This window comes from Gottschalkia acidurici 9a (assembly GCF_000299355.1).
Classification (GTDB): Bacteria; Bacillota; Clostridia; order Tissierellales; family Gottschalkiaceae; genus Gottschalkia; species Gottschalkia acidurici.
Map to the genome: position 1 here is coordinate 2,701,172 of NC_018664.1, position 19,575 is coordinate 2,720,746.

17 protein-coding genes are annotated in these 19,575 nt (G+C 29.3%); 2 read left to right on the plus strand and 15 right to left on the minus strand.

All coding sequences use genetic code 11. From position 1 onward, the window contains the following. Positions 1 to 18: 18 nt before the first annotated feature. From CURI_RS12890 to CURI_RS12900, 3 genes are all read right to left on the minus strand, one after another. Positions 19 to 2,580, minus strand: coding sequence for an ABC transporter permease (locus tag CURI_RS12890; RefSeq protein WP_014968707.1), 2,562 nt, complete (start codon positions 2,578 to 2,580; stop codon positions 19 to 21). A gap of 2 nt (positions 2,581 to 2,582) precedes the next feature. After that, the gene (locus tag CURI_RS12895; protein ID WP_014968708.1) at positions 2,583 to 3,257 is read right to left on the minus strand and encodes an ABC transporter ATP-binding protein; all 675 of its coding nucleotides are present in this window, start codon (positions 3,255 to 3,257) and stop codon (positions 2,583 to 2,585) included. Positions 3,258 to 3,436: 179 nt separating this feature from the next. After that, positions 3,437 to 4,486 (minus strand): sensor histidine kinase, encoded by a 1,050-nt coding sequence (locus CURI_RS12900; RefSeq protein WP_014968709.1) that lies wholly within the window; start codon positions 4,484 to 4,486, stop codon positions 3,437 to 3,439. Between the two features lie 202 nt (positions 4,487 to 4,688). Between CURI_RS12900 and CURI_RS15110 the strand changes: the two genes are divergently transcribed. After that, a complete protein-coding gene (locus CURI_RS15110) occupies positions 4,689 to 5,750 on the plus strand; it encodes a L,D-transpeptidase (protein WP_014968710.1) in 1,062 nt (353 codons plus the stop codon). A gap of 55 nt (positions 5,751 to 5,805) precedes the next feature. On the opposite strand, the gene rsiV is transcribed toward CURI_RS15110, so the two are convergent. The 9 genes from rsiV to CURI_RS12950 form a co-directional block, all read right to left on the minus strand. Then, on the minus strand, positions 5,806 to 6,711 hold the full coding sequence (rsiV, locus tag CURI_RS12910) for an anti-sigma-V factor RsiV (RefSeq protein WP_014968711.1): 906 nt from the start codon (positions 6,709 to 6,711) through the stop codon (positions 5,806 to 5,808). Next, complete coding sequence (locus CURI_RS12915) at positions 6,698 to 7,237, minus strand: sigma-70 family RNA polymerase sigma factor (RefSeq protein ID WP_014968712.1); 540 nt, start codon at positions 7,235 to 7,237, stop codon at positions 6,698 to 6,700. The genes rsiV and CURI_RS12915 overlap by 14 nt, the downstream gene beginning before the upstream one ends. Before the next feature lie 186 nt (positions 7,238 to 7,423). Then, positions 7,424 to 7,807, minus strand: a complete 384-nt coding sequence (gene panD, locus CURI_RS12920; RefSeq protein ID WP_014968713.1) for an aspartate 1-decarboxylase — start codon at positions 7,805 to 7,807, stop codon at positions 7,424 to 7,426. A 3-nt stretch (positions 7,808 to 7,810) separates the two neighbouring features. After that, entirely contained in the window at positions 7,811 to 8,662 is an 852-nt protein-coding gene (gene panC / locus CURI_RS12925; protein ID WP_014968714.1) for a pantoate--beta-alanine ligase, read from the minus strand. Positions 8,663 to 8,686: 24 nt separating this feature from the next. After that, entirely contained in the window at positions 8,687 to 9,520 is an 834-nt protein-coding gene (gene panB / locus CURI_RS12930) for a 3-methyl-2-oxobutanoate hydroxymethyltransferase (protein WP_014968715.1), read from the minus strand. 398 nt (positions 9,521 to 9,918) lie between these two features. Further along, positions 9,919 to 11,382 (minus strand): hypothetical protein, encoded by a 1,464-nt coding sequence (locus tag CURI_RS12935; RefSeq protein ID WP_014968716.1) that lies wholly within the window; start codon positions 11,380 to 11,382, stop codon positions 9,919 to 9,921. Positions 11,383 to 11,398: 16 nt separating this feature from the next. Beyond that, a complete protein-coding gene (tnpA, locus tag CURI_RS12940; RefSeq protein ID WP_041701826.1) occupies positions 11,399 to 11,797 on the minus strand; it encodes an IS200/IS605 family transposase in 399 nt (132 codons plus the stop codon). Positions 11,798 to 12,003: 206 nt separating this feature from the next. Continuing rightward, positions 12,004 to 13,773: a methyl-accepting chemotaxis protein gene (locus CURI_RS12945; RefSeq protein ID WP_014968718.1), complete on the minus strand. Its 1,770-nt coding sequence runs from the start codon at positions 13,771 to 13,773 to the stop codon at positions 12,004 to 12,006. A gap of 230 nt (positions 13,774 to 14,003) precedes the next feature. After that, the gene (locus tag CURI_RS12950; RefSeq protein ID WP_014968719.1) at positions 14,004 to 14,579 is read right to left on the minus strand and encodes a TetR/AcrR family transcriptional regulator; all 576 of its coding nucleotides are present in this window, start codon (positions 14,577 to 14,579) and stop codon (positions 14,004 to 14,006) included. A gap of 153 nt (positions 14,580 to 14,732) precedes the next feature. On the opposite strand from CURI_RS12950, the gene CURI_RS12955 reads away from it, so the two are divergent. Then, complete coding sequence (locus CURI_RS12955) at positions 14,733 to 15,395, plus strand: DJ-1/PfpI family protein (protein ID WP_014968720.1); 663 nt, start codon at positions 14,733 to 14,735, stop codon at positions 15,393 to 15,395. A 76-nt stretch (positions 15,396 to 15,471) separates the two neighbouring features. Here the strand turns inward: CURI_RS12955 and CURI_RS12960 are convergent, their stop codons facing one another. The 3 genes from CURI_RS12960 to CURI_RS12970 all read right to left on the minus strand — a co-directional run bounded on the left by CURI_RS12960 (position 15,472) and on the right by CURI_RS12970 (position 19,526). Next, positions 15,472 to 16,083 carry an acetate uptake transporter gene (locus tag CURI_RS12960; RefSeq protein WP_014968721.1) on the minus strand — a complete coding sequence of 204 codons (612 nt, stop codon included), beginning with the start codon at positions 16,081 to 16,083 and terminating at the stop codon, positions 15,472 to 15,474. A gap of 238 nt (positions 16,084 to 16,321) precedes the next feature. Further along, positions 16,322 to 17,884: a hypothetical protein gene (locus CURI_RS12965; protein WP_228370431.1), complete on the minus strand. Its 1,563-nt coding sequence runs from the start codon at positions 17,882 to 17,884 to the stop codon at positions 16,322 to 16,324. A 1,012-nt stretch (positions 17,885 to 18,896) separates the two neighbouring features. Continuing rightward, positions 18,897 to 19,526, minus strand: a complete 630-nt coding sequence (locus CURI_RS12970) for an N-acetyltransferase (protein ID WP_014968723.1) — start codon at positions 19,524 to 19,526, stop codon at positions 18,897 to 18,899. Positions 19,527 to 19,575 lie beyond the last annotated feature (49 nt).

Consider the following 19,575-nt stretch of genomic DNA (forward strand, 5'->3'; position numbering starts at 1 on the left):
ACCCTTACTGATTTATTTTTACTTTATAGTTTTGAGTCCTTCAACTATGCTTAATTTATCAATCTCTTTTCTAAATAAGTAAGCAACAGCTATACATACTAACATTGTAACCGTAGTAAATTGCATTATTTCTATTATAGGTATGTTGAATTTAACTGAATTACTTATATTAAATGCTTCCTTAAGCTGATTATTAACAAAAGACGCAAATCCATAATATTCATACGTTCCTATTGTTGCAGCAACTATACTACTTAGTAATCCGTATATAATAGTTTCTTTTAAGATCATATTCTTTAGTTGCTTACTAGTCATTCCTATAGCCTTAAGCACTGAAAATTCATTTATACGTATTAATAGGCTCGTTTTCATTGTTCCATATATATTTATTACTGCTATAGAAAGAATTAGTGAAATTATTATCAGGTATTCTCGTTTTCTTTGCATTGGACTTTCTAAGTCAAGTTTTTTCTCCTCTTTTAAATTATATATCTCTACAAATGACTTATCTTTAAACATCTCTTTTATTTCACTATACACCTTACTATCTTTCTCTTCATCTGTTTCTAGAAAAACTTCATTATATGTATTTTTATTTGACATATCAATTATATACTTATCTGGAATTATAATTTCAGGACAATATCCAAATGTACTATCTCCTTCATAAATCCACCCCTCTTTTAGGAAAGCTCCAACTCTAACTTTTTGATCCTTATAAGAAATCTTATCTTCCTTAAATTCTGGAATTTTTATAGTTAATATATCTCCTATTTTTAAATTTTTTATAATCTTAGGATCTTTACGATTTCTGTTGTAATAATAGTTACATACTATAGCACTAGGATATTTTTCTGTCTGGTTTTCTATTATTTCACCCTCTTCTATATACTTTTCTAACTTACTTAAAGACTCACTATTATATCCACTTATGCGCATGTCGCTTTCTATAGTACCAGTACTTTCAATATCTATCTTAGATCCAATATACTCCTCATCCAGTTCATTAGCTTCTGTCTTTAAAAATCCATACAAGTTAATTTTTGTTTTTATATTTGTTACTCCATCTATTTTTGATATTTCCTGTATATCTTTATCTGTATATCCTACAAAGTTAATATCTGAGCTAATATCACTATATAGTTTTATGGAGCTACCTTGCATCTTTAGATATGTTGGAGCTGATCCCATATACTCTTCATTATTATAAACTGACATATGCTGTATAAATAAAGTACCACCCATACTTATTGCTATAATAGATATTAGTGATCTAAATTTATTTCTACCAATATTGCTATATGCCATTTCTCCAGTTACACCAAATAGTTTCTTTGTTATCTTATGAATTAATCTTCTCTTTCCAAATATGCTTGTCTTGTCTGTCTTTTTAAACGCTTCCATCGGTGATATTCTGCCTGATATCCATATTGGAATTATAGTTGATAATAATACCGATACTGTTCCAACTGTTATAGCTATAATTATACTTTTCATACTTATATAAATGTCTTTGTTCGATACATTTATATCTATGTCTATTACATTACTACCAAATACCTTTATTCCAAAATATGAATATACTAGTCCAAATATTAATCCCAGTAGTGTTCCTATAAATAATATAAATATACTTTGAGTTCCTATTATAAGTCTTATCTTTTTCTTTGAAACCCCTACTGCTCTGAGAAGCCCTATTTGTCTTATCATATCCATTAGTGACATATTGAACATATTGTAAATTAATATCATAGATGTAGCTACAACATATATCTGAACTCTATAGTCTCCAGATGATAATATATATTCATTTTTGGCCATAACTAGTAGTTCATTCTCCCTAATACTGTCTTTATCAGTATCATATTTTTCAGCTAAGTCTCTTAATTTTTTTCTAATACCACTAGTGCTACTCTTCGACTTGAATTTAACTATACTCTCATAGGTTATAAGGTTTTCAGGAAGTACATGGTTCTCTCCTTCTTTAAAAAATGTAAATGCTCTAAACTGATACCAGTCATTTTTATAGTGATAATCTGATTTATCAGTTATACCTACAAGTTTAAAATCTCTTGTTTCTATAAATATTTGATTTACACCAAATTCATCTTCATATTCTTTTTTTACTTTAAACTTAATAGTCTGATTTAGTTCTTCATTTATATTCATATGTTTTAAAGCTTGAGATTCTAATACTATTTCACTATCTTTACTTGGCAGTCTTCCTTTTTTAATACTGTAGTCTAGCATTTCCAGATAATTTTTATCAGATGAATTTAGTTTTATTATAGTTCCATTATCAGATATTATTTCTCCTAGGACTGCAACTCCTCCTGACCTTTTTACATCTTTATCGCTTTTTATCTTCTCTAATTCATCTTTATTCAAATTGTTATAAATCCCATCATAGCTCCCGTACATTTGGTATATTATATCTAGTTGCTTTTTATTGTGACTTTCATTTATTACATCATATCCAAACACCAACATGACTGCTAAGCAGACTCCAAGTATCATAGAAAATGTCCTTGCTTTTTGTTTCTTTAAATATGCAAAAGCCAGCTTTATATATATTTTCATATTTACTCACTCCTCGTAATTATAGCTCCATCCTCTATCCTTACTATTCTATCTGCCATCTGAGCTAATTTTTCGTCATGAGTTATTATTACTAAGGTTTGATGATACTTTTTTACTGAATGTTTTAAAAGATTTAATACTTCTAAACTAGTTTTAGAGTCTAGGTTTCCTGTTGGCTCATCTGCTAGTATTATAGCTGGTCTGGTTGCCAATGCTCTTGCTATGGCTACTCTTTGTTGCTGTCCTCCTGATAATTGATTTGGGAAATAATCTTTTTTATCGTATATATTCAACGTTTCCATTAGTTCTTTTATAAACTGCTTGTCTATATCTTTATTATCCAATTCTATTGGTAAAGTTATATTTTCCCATACGCTTAATACGGGAATTAAATTATAACTTTGAAATACAAACCCTACTTTTCTTCTTCTAAATATAGATAAATTTTCATCATTCATTGAGTATATGTCTCTTTCATCTATAAATACTTTTCCTTCTGTGGGTCTGTCCAATCCACCCATTAAATGTAATAGTGTAGTTTTGCCTGATCCTGATGTTCCTACTATAGCTACGAACTCTCCTTCTTCCACACTTAAATTAGCATTGTCTATTGCTTTTAATACATTGTCCCCATTTTTATAATGTTTGCTTAATGACTTAGTCTCTAATATTTTCAATTTGTCTTGCCTCCTCTTAACAGCTCAGTTGTATATTATAAATGATACATGCTTTAGCTTACAAAATGCTTTAATATGTCTTACAGTTTTGTAATATAGTATGTTAAAAATAAAATTAAAAGCTCATCTTCAGTAAGATTTTAAAATCAATATCTAAACTGAACTATGAGCTTTAAATTCTATATAGTCATTAATATTGTAAATTTAGAACCTTTACCTTCGTACGATGAAACGATTATACTTCCTCCTTGTTCTTCTAATATCTTTCTTGTTAAGTATAGTCCTATTCCTGAACCTTCAGATTCCCTTACTACCTTTGATTCACCTCTATAAAATCTGTTGAATATTTTTCCTATTTCACTATCTGGTATGCCTATACCCTCATCCTTTATATCTATCTTTATATAAGTTTCTAACTTCTCAACACTTATCTCAACTTGTCCACCTTTATCAGTGTATTTTATAGCATTTTCTAGAACATTTATTATTGCTTCTTTAGTCCATTTTACATCATGATTAATCTCTATATCTGCTTTTATATCTAGGTTTATATCTATTTCCTTTTCTAGCACTTTAAGATATACTCCATTAATTGACTCTACCAATGTCTGCTCTATACTGCATTTTTCTTTTTTCAATTTAATCATACCAACTTCTAGTCTTGACATTTTTATAAGTGAATTTACTAACCATTCAAGTTTATTCACATCCTCTTTTATTTTTTCTAGAAACTCATGTTTTTCCTCTTCATTTACGTTCTCCTCTAGTAAGATAGTATTAAACAACTTTATAGATGCTACTGGTGTTTTTACCTGATGAGATATATCCGTTACTAAACTTTTTATATTCTCTTTCTCATTCTTTAGAGTCCTTAGACTGATATTAAGTCTTCTTGTCATTTGTGAAAACTGACTACCCAGCCTTGATAGTATTCCTTCCTCCTCAAATTCTGAATGATTCGATATTTCCCCATCCATTATGTGATCTATTAATAGTGAAAACTTTTCTAATTTTTTTATAAAACTTTTTATTATTGATATAAATAAAATTATATTTATAATAGTCATTACTACAAATGTAAAGATTACTGAAAATATGGTTTCATTACTTATATAACCCATGTTTATTGTAGAAAATATGATTAATACAGATATGGTAGATAGTATTACTGAGCTTACAAATAATCTTATGAATAATTGCTTTACTAGTGGATCTTTCCTTAAAATCATACACCTATACACCTCTTCACACTAAAATACATACTAATTTATAATTTAGCTTAATACTACCAAAAATACATATTTTATTCTAGTGTTTACCTCTATTAATCAATTAATTGATATTTCTTTATTTCAATAATTTTGATATAATTAAGTTCATGGTATTACTTTGATCGTACTTTTAGAATCAGCTTTAGGAAGGAGTTTTTATATGAATATTTTAAAAGCAAGATCAACGGTAGCATTCGTAGGACTTCTAGCTTTTTTAGCTACTGGTAGCTCTTCTCTATATGCTCTAAAAGAGCATGTCAATGATGGACAAGCTTCAAGCATAAAGTTATCAAAATCTTCATCATATTCCAGTCTAGGTGGATTTAAAGTTCATTCTATGAAAAATGGTTTTTACTTTGATATAGGAAAAAAAAGAGTTAATGTATCTAATAAAAGTAATTCAGTATTCATAAGAGAAGGCGTTGATATTAAAGAGTATTATTTTTCAGAAAAGTTTATGTTGTCAGATAATAGAGTAATTTTATCTAAGTCCCAATATAACTTACTTTTAAATAATATTGAGAACAGCTATGCTAGAAAAGTAAGGCTTGGAGAAGCTATAGACAGAGTAATGTATAATGACTATGTTACTATATATTCTGATGAAGACTTAACCAAACCTTTAGATAATGTGGATGTAGGCGATGATATTAGAGTTATAAATACTGTTTTAGATGGTAAGTTTAAAGTTTTAACCCCAGATGGAGAAGAAGGTTTTATTGATACTAGATTCGTTCGTATTCTAGATGAAAGTTTACCTCCTCATGTAGATAATATTGACATTAATTCTGACTATATAATTACAGTTTCTCAAGATAGTCAAAATATGAAAGTATATCTTAAAGATAAAAATAATAAGTACAAGCTATTAAAACAATCTGATATATCTACTGGGCTTGAAAATGAACATACACCAAATGGTATTTTTACAATAAAACAAAATAGAGGACCTTGGTTTTTCTCAGAGAGATATAAGTCAGGTGCAAAATACTTTGTAGAATTTAGGGGTAACTATTTGTTCCATAGTCTACCTTATACTGATGAAAAAACAATTGATCAATTGGAGTCTGATAAAATTGGAAGTAAGTCATCTACTGGATGTATAAGACTACCTATAAATTTTGCTAAATGGGTCTATGAAAATATTCCCGCTGATACATTAGTTATAATTGATAATGTTGATATTGATTTAGACGATATAGCCAATAATAAAAATATATAAATATTTAGAGCCATGTAAGTTAGATTTGTATCTATCTAACTTCATGGCCTTTTATTTATTTAATATACTCATTACTTACCAATATGTCAGATATTATCTTAGTAGGTATAACAAACTCTTGAGTTCCCATATAACCTGGTGCAACATCATATTTATCAAATGAAATTACTAATTTACTGTCTGAATTTATATAGAAATTTTGATCTTTTTTTATCTTCTCAAAGGCTTCTGCAAGAACTTCTTCTTTGTCATTCTCCGTATGAATCCAATAAGTTTTACTCTCATCTTTTTTCATTTCTTCTTTCATCTGACTAATAATATTTTCACTTATTATATTTATATATCTTTCATCTTTAAACAAGCTTGGTAATGTGATTAATAATTGTTTCTTTTTATCTATAGTATCGTATTTTATTGTTGTTGAAGAAGAGCCTACAGTATTTACCTCATAACGACCTATAGAGAGTATTTTATCAGTATCCGTCTTTACCTCGTATCCACTATCGACACCCAAATGACCTCCACCATTTTTCTTTAGTTCTTCCATATCAGACATGAAAGTATCATATAGTTTTTTATTTTCTTCTAAATATTTTTTATTTAAACTATTTTCTAATTGTTTATTTTCTAGTCCTTCTATCTTAGGAACTTTAATATTTGCATTAAATTTTTCCTCGTCTACCTTGTACTCTTTAAAAGTTAATACTTTTACAACACCACTTATAACTGGAACTCTAGATAAACTTTGTGCAAGTGATGGGCTAACATTGACCCCTATAGTTAGTATCGTAACACCTGCTGCAATAGATGATATTGCTCTAATTTGATTTTTAAATCTATTCTTTCTACTTATATTTTTTCTGCTTTCTTCTACAGATTTTCTGACTAAGTCATCTAATTCTTCAGGAATTGGAGTATTGTTATATTGTCTTTTTAAATCATCTAATCTATTGTCCTTCATATTTAACTTCCTCCCCATTTTTTATATCCATTTTTATTCTTAATTTCTTCAGTCCTTGATATAAACGAGTCTTCACAGTATTTATATTTAAATTTAAAATTTCAGCAACTTCCTCTATCTTACAATCTTCAAAATATCTTAATACTATTATGCTTTTATAATTATCCGGCAATTGATCTAATTCTTTTCTTAAATCAATATCTTCATAAGAGTCTAAGGATCCAGAATCATATCTACATAAGACATCCTCTTCAACTGCAACTACTTTTTTTCTCTTTCGTAATAAATCTAGTGAAGTATTCACTATAATTCTATAAAACCAGGTCTTTATATAACTAGCATCTTTTAAGGAATCTATAGATGAGAAAGCCTTATATATAGATTCTTGTACTATATCCAGTGCATCGTCAGAATTTCTCACATAACTATAAGCTAGTCTATAATGATTATCTTTAAATTTAATTACATAGTCCGTTATCTCTTCTTCTAAATTTTTTTCCTCATTAAAATAAAATGCTCCTTTCACTTTTAAATATATAGCCCTTCATCTCTTTATAATATATAGACGATTAAGTACGATAAAAAGTTTTAAATTTTATATATTTTCATTTCTATAATATTTTTTAATACAAAAAACTGATGATACTTTGTATTTATCATCAGTTTTAAAGTGTTCTCAATATAAGATTAAGTTCTTCTATAAAACAGTATACTATAATATTTCACCGTGTTTCTCTTCAGATATTTCCTCTATTACTTTATTATTCTCATCTAAAATCAATATTTTAGGTTTCAATTCTCTAGCTTCTTTTTCATCTACAAAACAATATGCCATTATTATAACTATATCTCCAGGCTGTACTAATCTTGCTGCTGCACCATTTAAGCATATAACTCCACTGTCTGTCTCACCTTCTATGACATAAGTTTCAAGCCTTGAGCCATTGTTATTATTTACAATTTGTACCCTTTCACCCGGTAGTATTCCTGATTTTTGTAAAAGTGTTTTATCTATAGTTATACTTCCCACATAATTAAGATTTGCTTCTGTTACTGTAGCTCTGTGTATTTTAGATTTTAACATATTTAAAAGCATACTCTACACCTCCAAATATATATTATCTATAAGTCTAGTTTTTCCAAATCTAACTGCCAATGCGATTAGTGCTTTTTCTTCTATATTATCTATACTTTCTAATGTTTTCGGATGTACTATCTCAACATAATCAATATCTGCTAAGTTCTTAGTTTTTATTTTTGATATTATAAAACCTTTTAGATTTTTGGAATTTCTTTCTCCACTTAAAAATAGCTCTTTTGCTTTAAATAGTGACTTTGAAAGTATTAATGCCTGATCTCTTTCTTCTTCACTCAAATATACGTTTCTAGAGCTCAATGCTAACCCATCATTTTCTCTTATTAATTCACAAGGAATTATATTTACATCAAAGTCTAGATCTCTAACTATCTTCTCTATTACGGCTACTTGCTGTGCATCTTTTTGACCAAAGTATGCATTTGTAGGTTTAACTATATTTAATAGCTTTGCTACTACAGTAGTTACTCCTCTAAAATGTGTTGATCTAGATGCACCGCATAGTTTTTTAGTTATTTCTCCTTCTACAATTACATACGTTGAGTTACCGTCTCTATACATTTCCTCAACTTCTGGATTAAACACTATATCTGCTCCTGAATCTATAGCTAACTTATAATCAGTTTCTATATCTCTAGGATAATTATCTAAGTCTTCATTTGCTCCAAATTGAGTCGGATTTACAAATACACTTACGACTACTAAGTCATTTTCTTTTTTTGCTCTTTTTATAAGAGACAAATGTCCTTCATGTAGATAACCCATTGTTGGAACAAAACCTATATTTATAGTTTTTCCATTTGATTTGTTTTTTATTTCACTTCTTAAATTATCTATTGTTTTTATTAAACTCAAACTCTTCACCTCTTTCTAAGCTTTTTAATAAAGCTTTTCTAATACATCATCATCTATATTAAAAGTATGTTCTTTACCTGGAAATTCTATTTCTTTAACTTCTCTGATATATTGTTTAACTCCGTTTTCAATCTCATCTTTTAAATTAGCATATGTCTTTACGAACTTAGGAACAAAGTCATCATACATTCCTAACATATCATTGATTACTAATACTTGACCATCACAGCTATTCCCAGCACCAATTCCAATAGTAGGTATTGTTAGCTTTTCAGTTATAATTTTAGCTAGTTTTTCTGGGATACCTTCAAGAACTATTCCGAATACTCCTGCTTTCTCAAGCTCTAGCGCATCTTTTATTATACTTTTAGCTCTTTCTTCATCCTTACCTTGTACTTTAAATCCTCCGAACATATTTACAGATTGTGGTGTTAGTCCAATATGTCCAAGTACTGGTATCTTAGCATTAATAATCGCTTTTATTTTATCTATGACTTCTATCCCACCTTCTAGTTTTACTGCATGAGCCTTTCCTTCTTGTATTAATCTACCGGCATTTCTAACTGACTCTTCTACGCTTATATGATAAGATAGGAACGGCATATCAGCTACTACAAATGTTCTATTTACTCCCCTTGAGACAGCTTTAGCATGATGAATCATATCATCTAATGTAACTTCTAGTGTATTTTCGTACCCTAAAACTACCATACCCAAAGAGTCTCCTACAAGGATGCAGTCTATTCCAGCATCATCTATTAGCCTTGCCATTTGATAGTCATATGCTGTAAGGACTGTTATCTTTTCATTATTCCTCTTACTTTCCAAAAATGAATTTACGGTAAACTTTTCTTTCAATTTTAATCACCTCTTTTATATTCTTAGCCTTTAGAGTGGATATAAAGAGATTTAAAAAATCCTTTTTTATACAATATAAAAAAGGATATGAAAAACAACTCTTATATCACTGTCTCTGTCCTTCAAGGCTCAAAGCAGATAATAACAGTTAATTATTTGTTTTTATTTTTGACAAAAGTTTTGTGTATAATTCCTTAGGATATTATCACCTGAAACTCCCACAGCTAAAGCAATGGGGTTCTATCCTACCCAAGTTTCTTTTACACTCTCAGTATCTAAATTAGATATTTACAACATGTGAAAACTAGCTTGTATCAGATAGACTTTCACTAACTAAGCATATTCTAATGAATTACTTTAACGTTAGCATTACGCCCGCTTAAAGACGTTTGTTCATTTTATAAACCCATACTACTTATTGATTTATTTTCACTATTTTTAATTCTTTCGATTTCTTTATCATGTAGTTTTCTAAAATTTTCAAATCTTCTAAAGCACAAATCTCTATCTATTTCTTTTAAATCGTCTTTAACATTCATAATCAAAAATGCACTATACATATCTCTTTGTATTTTATAACTGCTAAAATCATTCCATCTTTCACTCAATGTTTTTTTAGTGTATTTATCTTCTATATGACTATATTGCGATGCTCTAACCTTATAAGTATTTACTACTATCAATACTTCATTGTTCCATTTTAATTTATTATCTAATATAGTTAACAACATTGCTGGTGCTTTATTTGCCAAACTCTTGCCAAATCTTTTCTTTTTATTAACTCTACCAGTTTTCTCATTAACAGTAGTTTCTTTTGCCCTAGCCTGAAGTCCTTTAAATTTCATAGTTTCAACTTTAATTTTACTTCCAAGTCCTACTATATAATTTGCTAATTTTTCATGTGATTTCTTCCTAATATCAGCTTGTTTCCTTTGTATTTCTCTTAATTCATTTTGTGTTTTGACATATCTATTAGATTTAATCCATTTATCTCTATTGCCACGATTTATAGTACCATTGTCATTATATTTATCAGGATTATTAGCACGTCTTTGTCTGTCTAACTTTCTTTGAAGTATTCTCTTTTCTTTTTCTATATTATTAATTTCCGGTGCTAATTCTAGCAATTTAACATCATATTTACTAGCTATAGCTATTGTTTGAGTTCCTATATCTATTCCCACATCTCCCGTTTCTATGCTATCATTAGCTTGGCTACTATCTTTATTTACCTTAATAGGTGGAACTCCATCTATAATTAATTGAAGATAGAATTTGTATTTACCACGAATGAATTTTCTAACAACTCTACAATATTTAACTTTATTCTGTAGTGCCATTTGTGCATATTCATCATTCTTTTTTATAATAACTGGTATAGATAGTTTATTCCATTCTAATTTATTATCTACAAATCTAATCCCTGTCTTATTGCTCTTTCCTTCTACACTATTCATTTCATCATATCTTTTAAAGTAAACTCTATTTGCTTTATGAAACATTAATTCTTCAAAAGCACTAAAACATCTAGTAGCTATCTTTTGAGCTGTGAAACTGTCTATATTTTTCTTAAACTTATGTTGCATTGGCTTAATAAAATCGTGAAGTGAATATTCTGTCAAGCCATATTTTTTATTCAGTTCTGAGAATCTTTTGTTTCTATCTTTACCTTTATTCATCCTTACTACCTTTATATATTCCTTACTCTGCTTCATATATTTATATCTTTTAAATAATTCGCCTAAACAGCTATTATACATTTGTCTTGATATTTCTAATCGCTTATTTAATATATCTTCTTGAAATTTTTCAGTTTTTAACTTCAATGTTAATATAAAATTTGATTTTGTATCACTTGACACAACACTCACCTCCATTCTAATATCTTGTTTTTTGTTCTTCTACATACTTCTTAATAGTTTCACTTGATACGTTTCCAGCAGTTGATACAAAATAACTTCTAGTCCATAGGCTAGGCATTTTACTTAATTCTACAAATTCTTCTCTAATGAGTTTACTACTCACTCCTTTTATCTTTTGCATTATGTCAGCTGGACTTAATGATGGTAGACAATTTAAAAACATATGCGTATGATCTCTATCACATTCTATTGCTATAATTTCTACTTCTAATTTATCGCATATGTCTTTAACTATTTCTTTAAATCTAATTTCTACATTTTGTATATCGAATATCTTCCTTCTATATCTAGGACAGAATACAAAATGATAATTAATTAATGATACTGTTGTTTGATTCCTTCTATAATTTTTCATAACATAACTATATATTAATGTGTGTATGTAGTCAACAGCTGTATACACGCATTTTTAATTATTATGTATTTTGAAAGATTAAAAGAAGGCTATCAATCCCACTCCTGAAGGAGTGGGCTTTCCGCCAAGGTTTGTAATCATTTTATCATTTTTCATTCTAATTTAAAAGAACAAAGATTTATACAAAACTACAGACCTGTAAAATTTTACAGGTCTGTAGTTCTAAACTTATCTATATCTTCCCTTAAGTTTTCAGACATATTGTTCAAATCATTTGACATGTTTGTTAAGCCATATATTATCTTATTTTGCTCTTCTACTGTGGCTGCTACTTCCTCGGTTGAAGCAGACAGTTCTTGTGATATATTAGTTATAGCTTCTACTTGTTCTAGTAGCTTCTCTTTTTTATCCATTGAACTATTTATTTCTTCATAAACACTACTTATTAATGGTGCTATTTTATTTATTTCTATAAGTATCTCTTTAAATGATGATATCGAATCCTCTATACTAGTTACTTGGCTTTTAAGTTTTGAAGTTGTTATGTTTGTAGTATTAGATACGCCACTAAATTCTTTTGTCATATTAGTTGTTATATCTATTATCTCTTTAGATGAATCAAGTGAGCCTTGCGCTAAATTCCTTATTTCATCAGCCACAACAGCAAATCCTTTACCATGTTCTCCGGCACGAGCAGCTTCTATAGAAGCATTTAAAGCTAACAGATTTGTTTGATTTGCTATATTCTCTATAGTATCTGTAACGAAATTTATATCTTTCATATTTTCATTAAATAGGTTTATTTTTTCCGTTACGTCATTAAACGATTTTTCTATATCTTCAACTGATGCTAATAACTCTTTAAGATTCTTTTCACTCACATCTGCTGATGTTCTTACCCCTTCATTACTCTTAGATATGTCTTCAAATCTAATTCCTATTTCATCTAAATTCTTAGATAAATTTTCAGCTAAAGAAAGTATTTCTGTTAACTGATGTGCTTGTTCTCCAGCTCCATGTGCAATCTCTCCTACTACACTTTCTATGTTGTCACTAGAGCTACTTAATTCATTTGAAGAGTCTGATAATTCTTCTGAAGATCTATTTAAGTTTATTAAAGTATCTTTAATTTTTCCTATTACCTTATCTGTATCGTCTGTCATATTATTAAAGACATCACTTACATATCCTATCTCATCTTTTCTATCATATGTACTTCTGACTGTTAAATCTCCATTTGATATGCTTTCCATACAATTAATTATACCTTCAAGAGGTAGTATCTTTCTTCCTATAACATAAATTAAAAATATACTAACTATTCCGCTGAAAACTATAGCTAGAGTTACTATTAGTTTCAAGAGGTTTTTTGCACCAATATAAAAGTCTTCTTCATAACATCCAACATTTACATACCAGTCCCAAGGTTCAAAATATTTTACTGCATTAACTTTAGGCTTCTGTGTATCTTCCCCTGGGTTCTGCCACATATAATATACTATACCGTCATTTTTACGATTATTTCCTTCCTCAATTAATGATTTTGCTACATATTTTCCTTGTGTATCTTTGAAATCTATAATATTTTCTCCTTCTTTAAGAGGATGCATTACTTCAAGACCTGTACTATCTATTGCATACATATAAGCTTTTATTTCTTCCATGTCAATATTAGGTTTAACTTCTCTTGTCTTTCCATCGCTTCCCTTAGGATTGAGCATTATTTGTCTAAATATTTCTTGAGCTTCTTCCCTTGTATATTTGCCCTTCTTAACTTGATTTTCAAGACTAGTCATAGTTTCTATCCCAATGTTTACCTTATTATGAAGTGCTTTAATTCCTAATTCAGTTAGCTCCTTTTTAGCGAACGAATAACTTATAGTTCCTATTACAAACATGCTTAAAGTTATTATTAGTGTAATAATAGCAAATGAACTGTATAATGACTTTCTTAATGTGCTCTTTTCTTTTTTCATACTCTACCTCCTTATTTTTATTTTTATAATTAATAAATCTGTTTATATATTTGTTAATAAATCCTTTTTATAAATCTTCTACATTATTCTACATATATCCTCTATATTTTGTTAACTGAATAAATTTTGCTTAATTAAATCTCACTCTTTTTGTGCAGTCATTTAAAATGATAAACACCCTTTCGATCGAAAGGGTGTTTATCATTTTAAATGTATTGTCCTATTCTAATTTACTTAGTATCTGCTCTGCCATTTTTTTTAGCAGTCTTTCCTGCATCCTTGTTCTCACTTATCGATGCAACAACTATTGCTCCCTCTATAAGTATAAGAAATTCTTTTGCAACTTGTTCTTTATTTACTATCATTGCATCTTCAGCAATTTTTAATATAAGTTCATATAGTTTTTCTTTATGATATTTTGAAATATTGTGTATATAAGATTTGGTGGTTCCAACTTCCCCATAAGCATTTATAAATGCACATCCTCTAAAAACATCTTCATGAAACCAGTTATCTAAAGCATCAAATATAGCAAGCAATTTTTCTCTTGGTTCTTTTACTTGTGCAACCGAATTTTCTAACCATGACATCCAGTACTTATCTCTTTCTGTCAGATATACTTCAACCAATGTATCCTTAGATGGAAAGTACTTATACATTGTGTTCATAGCAACATTTGATTCTTTTACTATCCTATCTATTCCAACCGACTGTATACCCTCACTATAAAATAGACGCTTAGCTGTATCTAAAATTCTCATTGCTGCTTCACTCTTACTATAGTCTATCTTTTTAGTGCTATCCATTCTCTCACCATCCCTTTATTTATATTTTATCAATATATTATCTTTTTATCTATACTTTAATAATTAAAGCATTGACACTAGAGTGAACGTTCTATATAATAAGTCCTAAGTAGAATGATCGTTCTACTCAATATCTTTCTAGGAGGTTTTCTTATGAGTAAAAAAGTAGATGGCTTTAGACTAGGTATTTATATTTTTAAAGATGCTGAAATAGTGGACTTTGCAGCACCGTATGGAGTATTTTCCGTTGCAAGAAGACTAGATCCTTCACTAGATGCATTTTTTATTAGTGATTCTTCAAGACCTGTTCAGGCACAAGGAGGATTTACTATTTTACCCAATTATAGTTTTAGTGATAATCCTTCCATTGATGCATTCTTAATTCCTGGTGGATTTGGTACACGACAAGAAATATATAATACTAGACTGCATGACTATATAAACAGTCTACCTGAAAGTACTATTTTAACTAGCGTATGTACTGGTTCTTGGATATATGGACACATGGGACTTTTAGATGGGATTGCTGCTACGAATAGAAAAGAACCTGACAAATTAGAGTCTTCTGAAGCTGGAATGGTACCTATTGATAGGTTAGCTAAGATAGCTCCTTCTTGTAAGATTAGTCGTTCTCGTGTTGTTGATTCTGGAAGAATAGTTACTGGTGGTGGAATAGCTGCTGGGATGGAAGTTGGGTTTCATATGTTGAGAAGGGCTGGCTATGATGAATACTTTATAAGTGAAGTTTCTAGAATAATGGAGTACAAAGAAGCCTATGATTTATATCGTGACGATATAGAGTATGACAATGTGTAAAAGCTAAATTTGAATTTAATATAATAAAAGCACTATCAAAATTTATTAGAATCTTATATTGGTAGTGCTTAATTTTCTATTTTTTAAATATGCCAAATGGCTTTCCTACTGGAAGAAATACTCTTCCGAAATGAGTATTTAATACACAAGCTGCTGAACCATAGAATGAAAATATTGCTATTAAAAGTTCTGCGTATCCTGCTAAAGTATGTGTAAATTCATATGCTATACCGAATGTACTAAGTGTTAAACCTATGAATAAAACGTCTATTAAACAAAATATTGTGAATAATACCTTATGAGTTTCCATAGCTCCTATAGTCATATATATAGTAAATAGTAAATATCCTAGATATGCGAATCCAAGTTGTTTAGGATCTACAGTATTTGCGAGATTTGCACCAAATACTCCTAATTTTATCATCCAACTCATAGCAACTCCAAACCAAAAAAATGCATATCCTCCAAAAGCGGTAGTACCGAAAATATTATTGCGTTTACAATCTTCTATACAGGCAAATAGTTGTGCAAATGCTCCTAAAAATATTGCCCATGGAATTACAAATGATACTTCACCTGTTATCCCTAATTTATTACTTGATGCTACTAATGTAACCATGGCTAGTCCAAATAATCCTATTGCAGATGGATCAGCATTGACCATTTTTACGTTTTGTGTTCCTTCCATTTCATCCTCCTGAATCTGTTTAGCTTTTACACATACATCAAATAATACTCTCTTTTTTATTAGTTGTAAATATCTTTTATTACAATATGAATCAATGTAAAAATTTGGCCTTCATATATAACTATATATACCTTATTTGATATAAATATCAATAGATATAGTCAATATAGAAATATATACGATAAGATAAATAGTAAATAAAAAAATCCCTTCATAATCTTAGAAGGGATTTTTAATACTATACTATAGCAAGAGAATATATTACACCTATTATACCAATGGTGCCTAATGTATACACTACTTTAGCTGGCATTTTTCCATTACTATCAGCAGCTTTACCAAACATACCAAATACAAATGGATGAATTAAGAAAGGCATTGCAAATATAAAAGCAATCATCTGTGAAGCTAATTCTCCAAACATACCCTCCTGAACTGCTGCAAATAGTCCAAAGTGAGATATAGCCGAAGCTGTTGCAACAGATGCATCATTTATTGACATACCCGCAAAGTGTAGCATGGAAAAACTTCCAAATACCGCAACTAGTTGCCATCCAAGTGAAAATTGTATTAATCCTTTAACCTCTATACTTTCTTTACCGTCTGAACTCTTTAATGTTTTTAAAGACCATACTGTAAGCAAAATACCTATGACTGCTATAGGCACAGCCCAACCTATCATTAAATATCCTCTTTCTGCACTTGCTGCTAATATAGAGAATACAAATACATGCCCTAGAAAAGGTATATTAATCATTATTGGTGCTCTAGATGCTGCTTCTTGACCTAAATCTCCTGCTGTACATGCTCCTGTTAACCCTGAGTGAGATAACCCACCTGCCATACCTGGTGCAAGGTTTCTTATGTGGTTCGCACGCCCAAATAATATTAACAGTGTAAGTCCAAAGAACATCCAAAATACTTGCCCAAATAAACCATAAGCCATAATAGACTTCATTTCTGTTAGTTGGAATGCTTCAATCATTCTTGAACCACCTACCATAAAATTCGCAGCTAGTACAACTGGTATCCCGGCAAACAATAATGATCTAACTGTAGGTCCAAATTTCCAATTAGATAAGACTCCACCCAATACAGAAGATATAACCATAGCAAAGAAAATTTGTGGTAGCCCAATAATAGGTTTTATAGCTTCTGCAATATTAGTTGAAATAACTAATATTGCTACTATAGCAACAATCTCTATAAAGCCCTTTCTTAAATATTGTCCTTTATTTTTAATAGACGCTTTATAGTCAATAAGAATCATTGATACTACTATTCCTATATAAGCTATAATTGGATAGAACTTATGAACAGGATCATCTGGTGATGAGCCTAATATCAGTCTTTTAACAGCCTCTATACCCATTAAAATAAAGAAAGCTCTCAAAATAAATATAAGTTGTGTACGTTTTGTACCAAGAATTACTTCTTCCTCTGATTGAATCATCAAGTCTTCAATCTCTAATTTTTGGTGCGATAATATCTTTCTAATTTCTTGCCCTCCAACAAAGAAGGTTACAATTAAAGCTGTAACTGTCAATCTACTCATTAAGTCTACAATCGGAAGCTCAGGTAATCCTGGAGTTGCTACGTCACTTACAACGAGAATTGCCCCCATAGCTAGCCCGAAAACTACAATAATTAAAATGGGTGAATATCGAGTTCCAGCCACAACCGTCCGTGCAATTAACACGATAGGTATAATTAATATTAGTGTTAACCAAAACTGGTTTAGCATTTGAACATGTAACATTTGATCAAGTAATTGTTCCATAAATCCTGATTCTAAAAACATGTAAAGTCATACTTTTTTCGTATTTAGTTGTGTTACTTTTGTATTATTTTCTAAATAACCATCAAGTAGTAAGTGAGACTATTATTTACCTTTATGGTAAGTCTCCCACAACCGTATTTAAAAGTCCTATATTTTTAAAGTCGAGATTACTTTTACATATGCTTATAAGATTTTTAGGTACGGTTGTTACTAATTTAAAAATTAAATTTATACGTGTTTTTAGAGTGTTCATATAGACTCGTTACATCTATACAGTTCTCAGGCTTTTATAACCATGAACTTCTTATGCTTTCACATAAGCACAGACTATATCATAATCTTAAGACTTACTAAACTTAATTAGTTTCAGAAAGAAAATAAAACTAATTTTCACTTAAGATCCTCCCTGTTTCCCTTAACTTTAAGGTACGAGATCTCTCTCTAGTCGTTGAACGTTCCTCTTTTCGAGGCTTCGCTGCTGATCACCCATTTTTTTCAGTGTTTAGGATTTAACCATGCACCATCTACTCAATTTTTTCTGCTTTCGCAACTTTCACGCTTAAGCTTTTTTCATCTTTACGTTGTAGTAAGGAAGCTTAGTTCCTTGCAGTCGCTTAGTATTCAAAGGATAAGCGAATGACACAAAATCAAAGATTTTGGTTATCTGCTTGAGTAGCTTTAGGGACTCCCAGCAATTAAAGGAGTTTTGGATAGACTTTTATCTATCACTCTACACTCTTTGTGAATGTAGGGAGCTTTTTATTTTATAAAACATATTAGTACAATTTTACTATGTTTGTGTATGCCTTATTAAATCGTCTCTTGCTCCTTATTTTTAAGTTATTTTTTTGTGCCACTATATATTTACTCAATAATTTTAACATAAACTACATTCATTGTCTAAGCTTATTGAAAGTTCTTTATTTAATTTATTTTGGAATAAAATATTTTGATAGCAGTATAGTTTCCATTTAAATTTCTAAACTTAAAAGCACTATCAAACTATTTTAAATAGTTTGATAGTGCTCTGTTTTTAATTACTATAGTTTCTCATATTATCATAGTCACTATATAAATCTAAATACATATAATCAGATTTTACTTTCATTTCTTTAAAACCTAAACTAGAATAAAAACTTTTTAACTTTTTTATTTTATTTGTTCTTTGCTTTAAATCCATATCATACAAAGAGTCAAAATTTTTATCATCTGTTATAGGATCTGGAAACAGTGCAATATATCTTACATCTTCTTTTAAAAGATTAGATATTTCATCTTTAAAATAATGAAGTGTTTCTCTTCCTGTTCCATTACCTCTATAATTTGAATCTATATAAAATCTGTCTAAATGAACTATATTATTTCCACTACCTTTAATACAGTTTGTTTCTCTACAAAGATTTCTACATATATCAAAAGTCTCATCGTCGTATTGATTTAATATGTTTATTATATTGTCTGTTTTTCTTTCTGAATTTATAGAGCTTAAGTCAAAAAAATGACCTGTAATTTCTCCGATGTTTACTCTTTTACTTTTTTTATCCGAAATTATATTAAATTTAAATTCGTTACTATAAGAATATTCCTTTAAATTCTCATCTCTTTCTCTTAAATAAATGTTATTTATATTATTATTGTCTGAATCATCAGAACCGGTGTCCATTGGTAACCCTCCTAATTTTTTAACCAAAATCCTTTATATATATGTTACC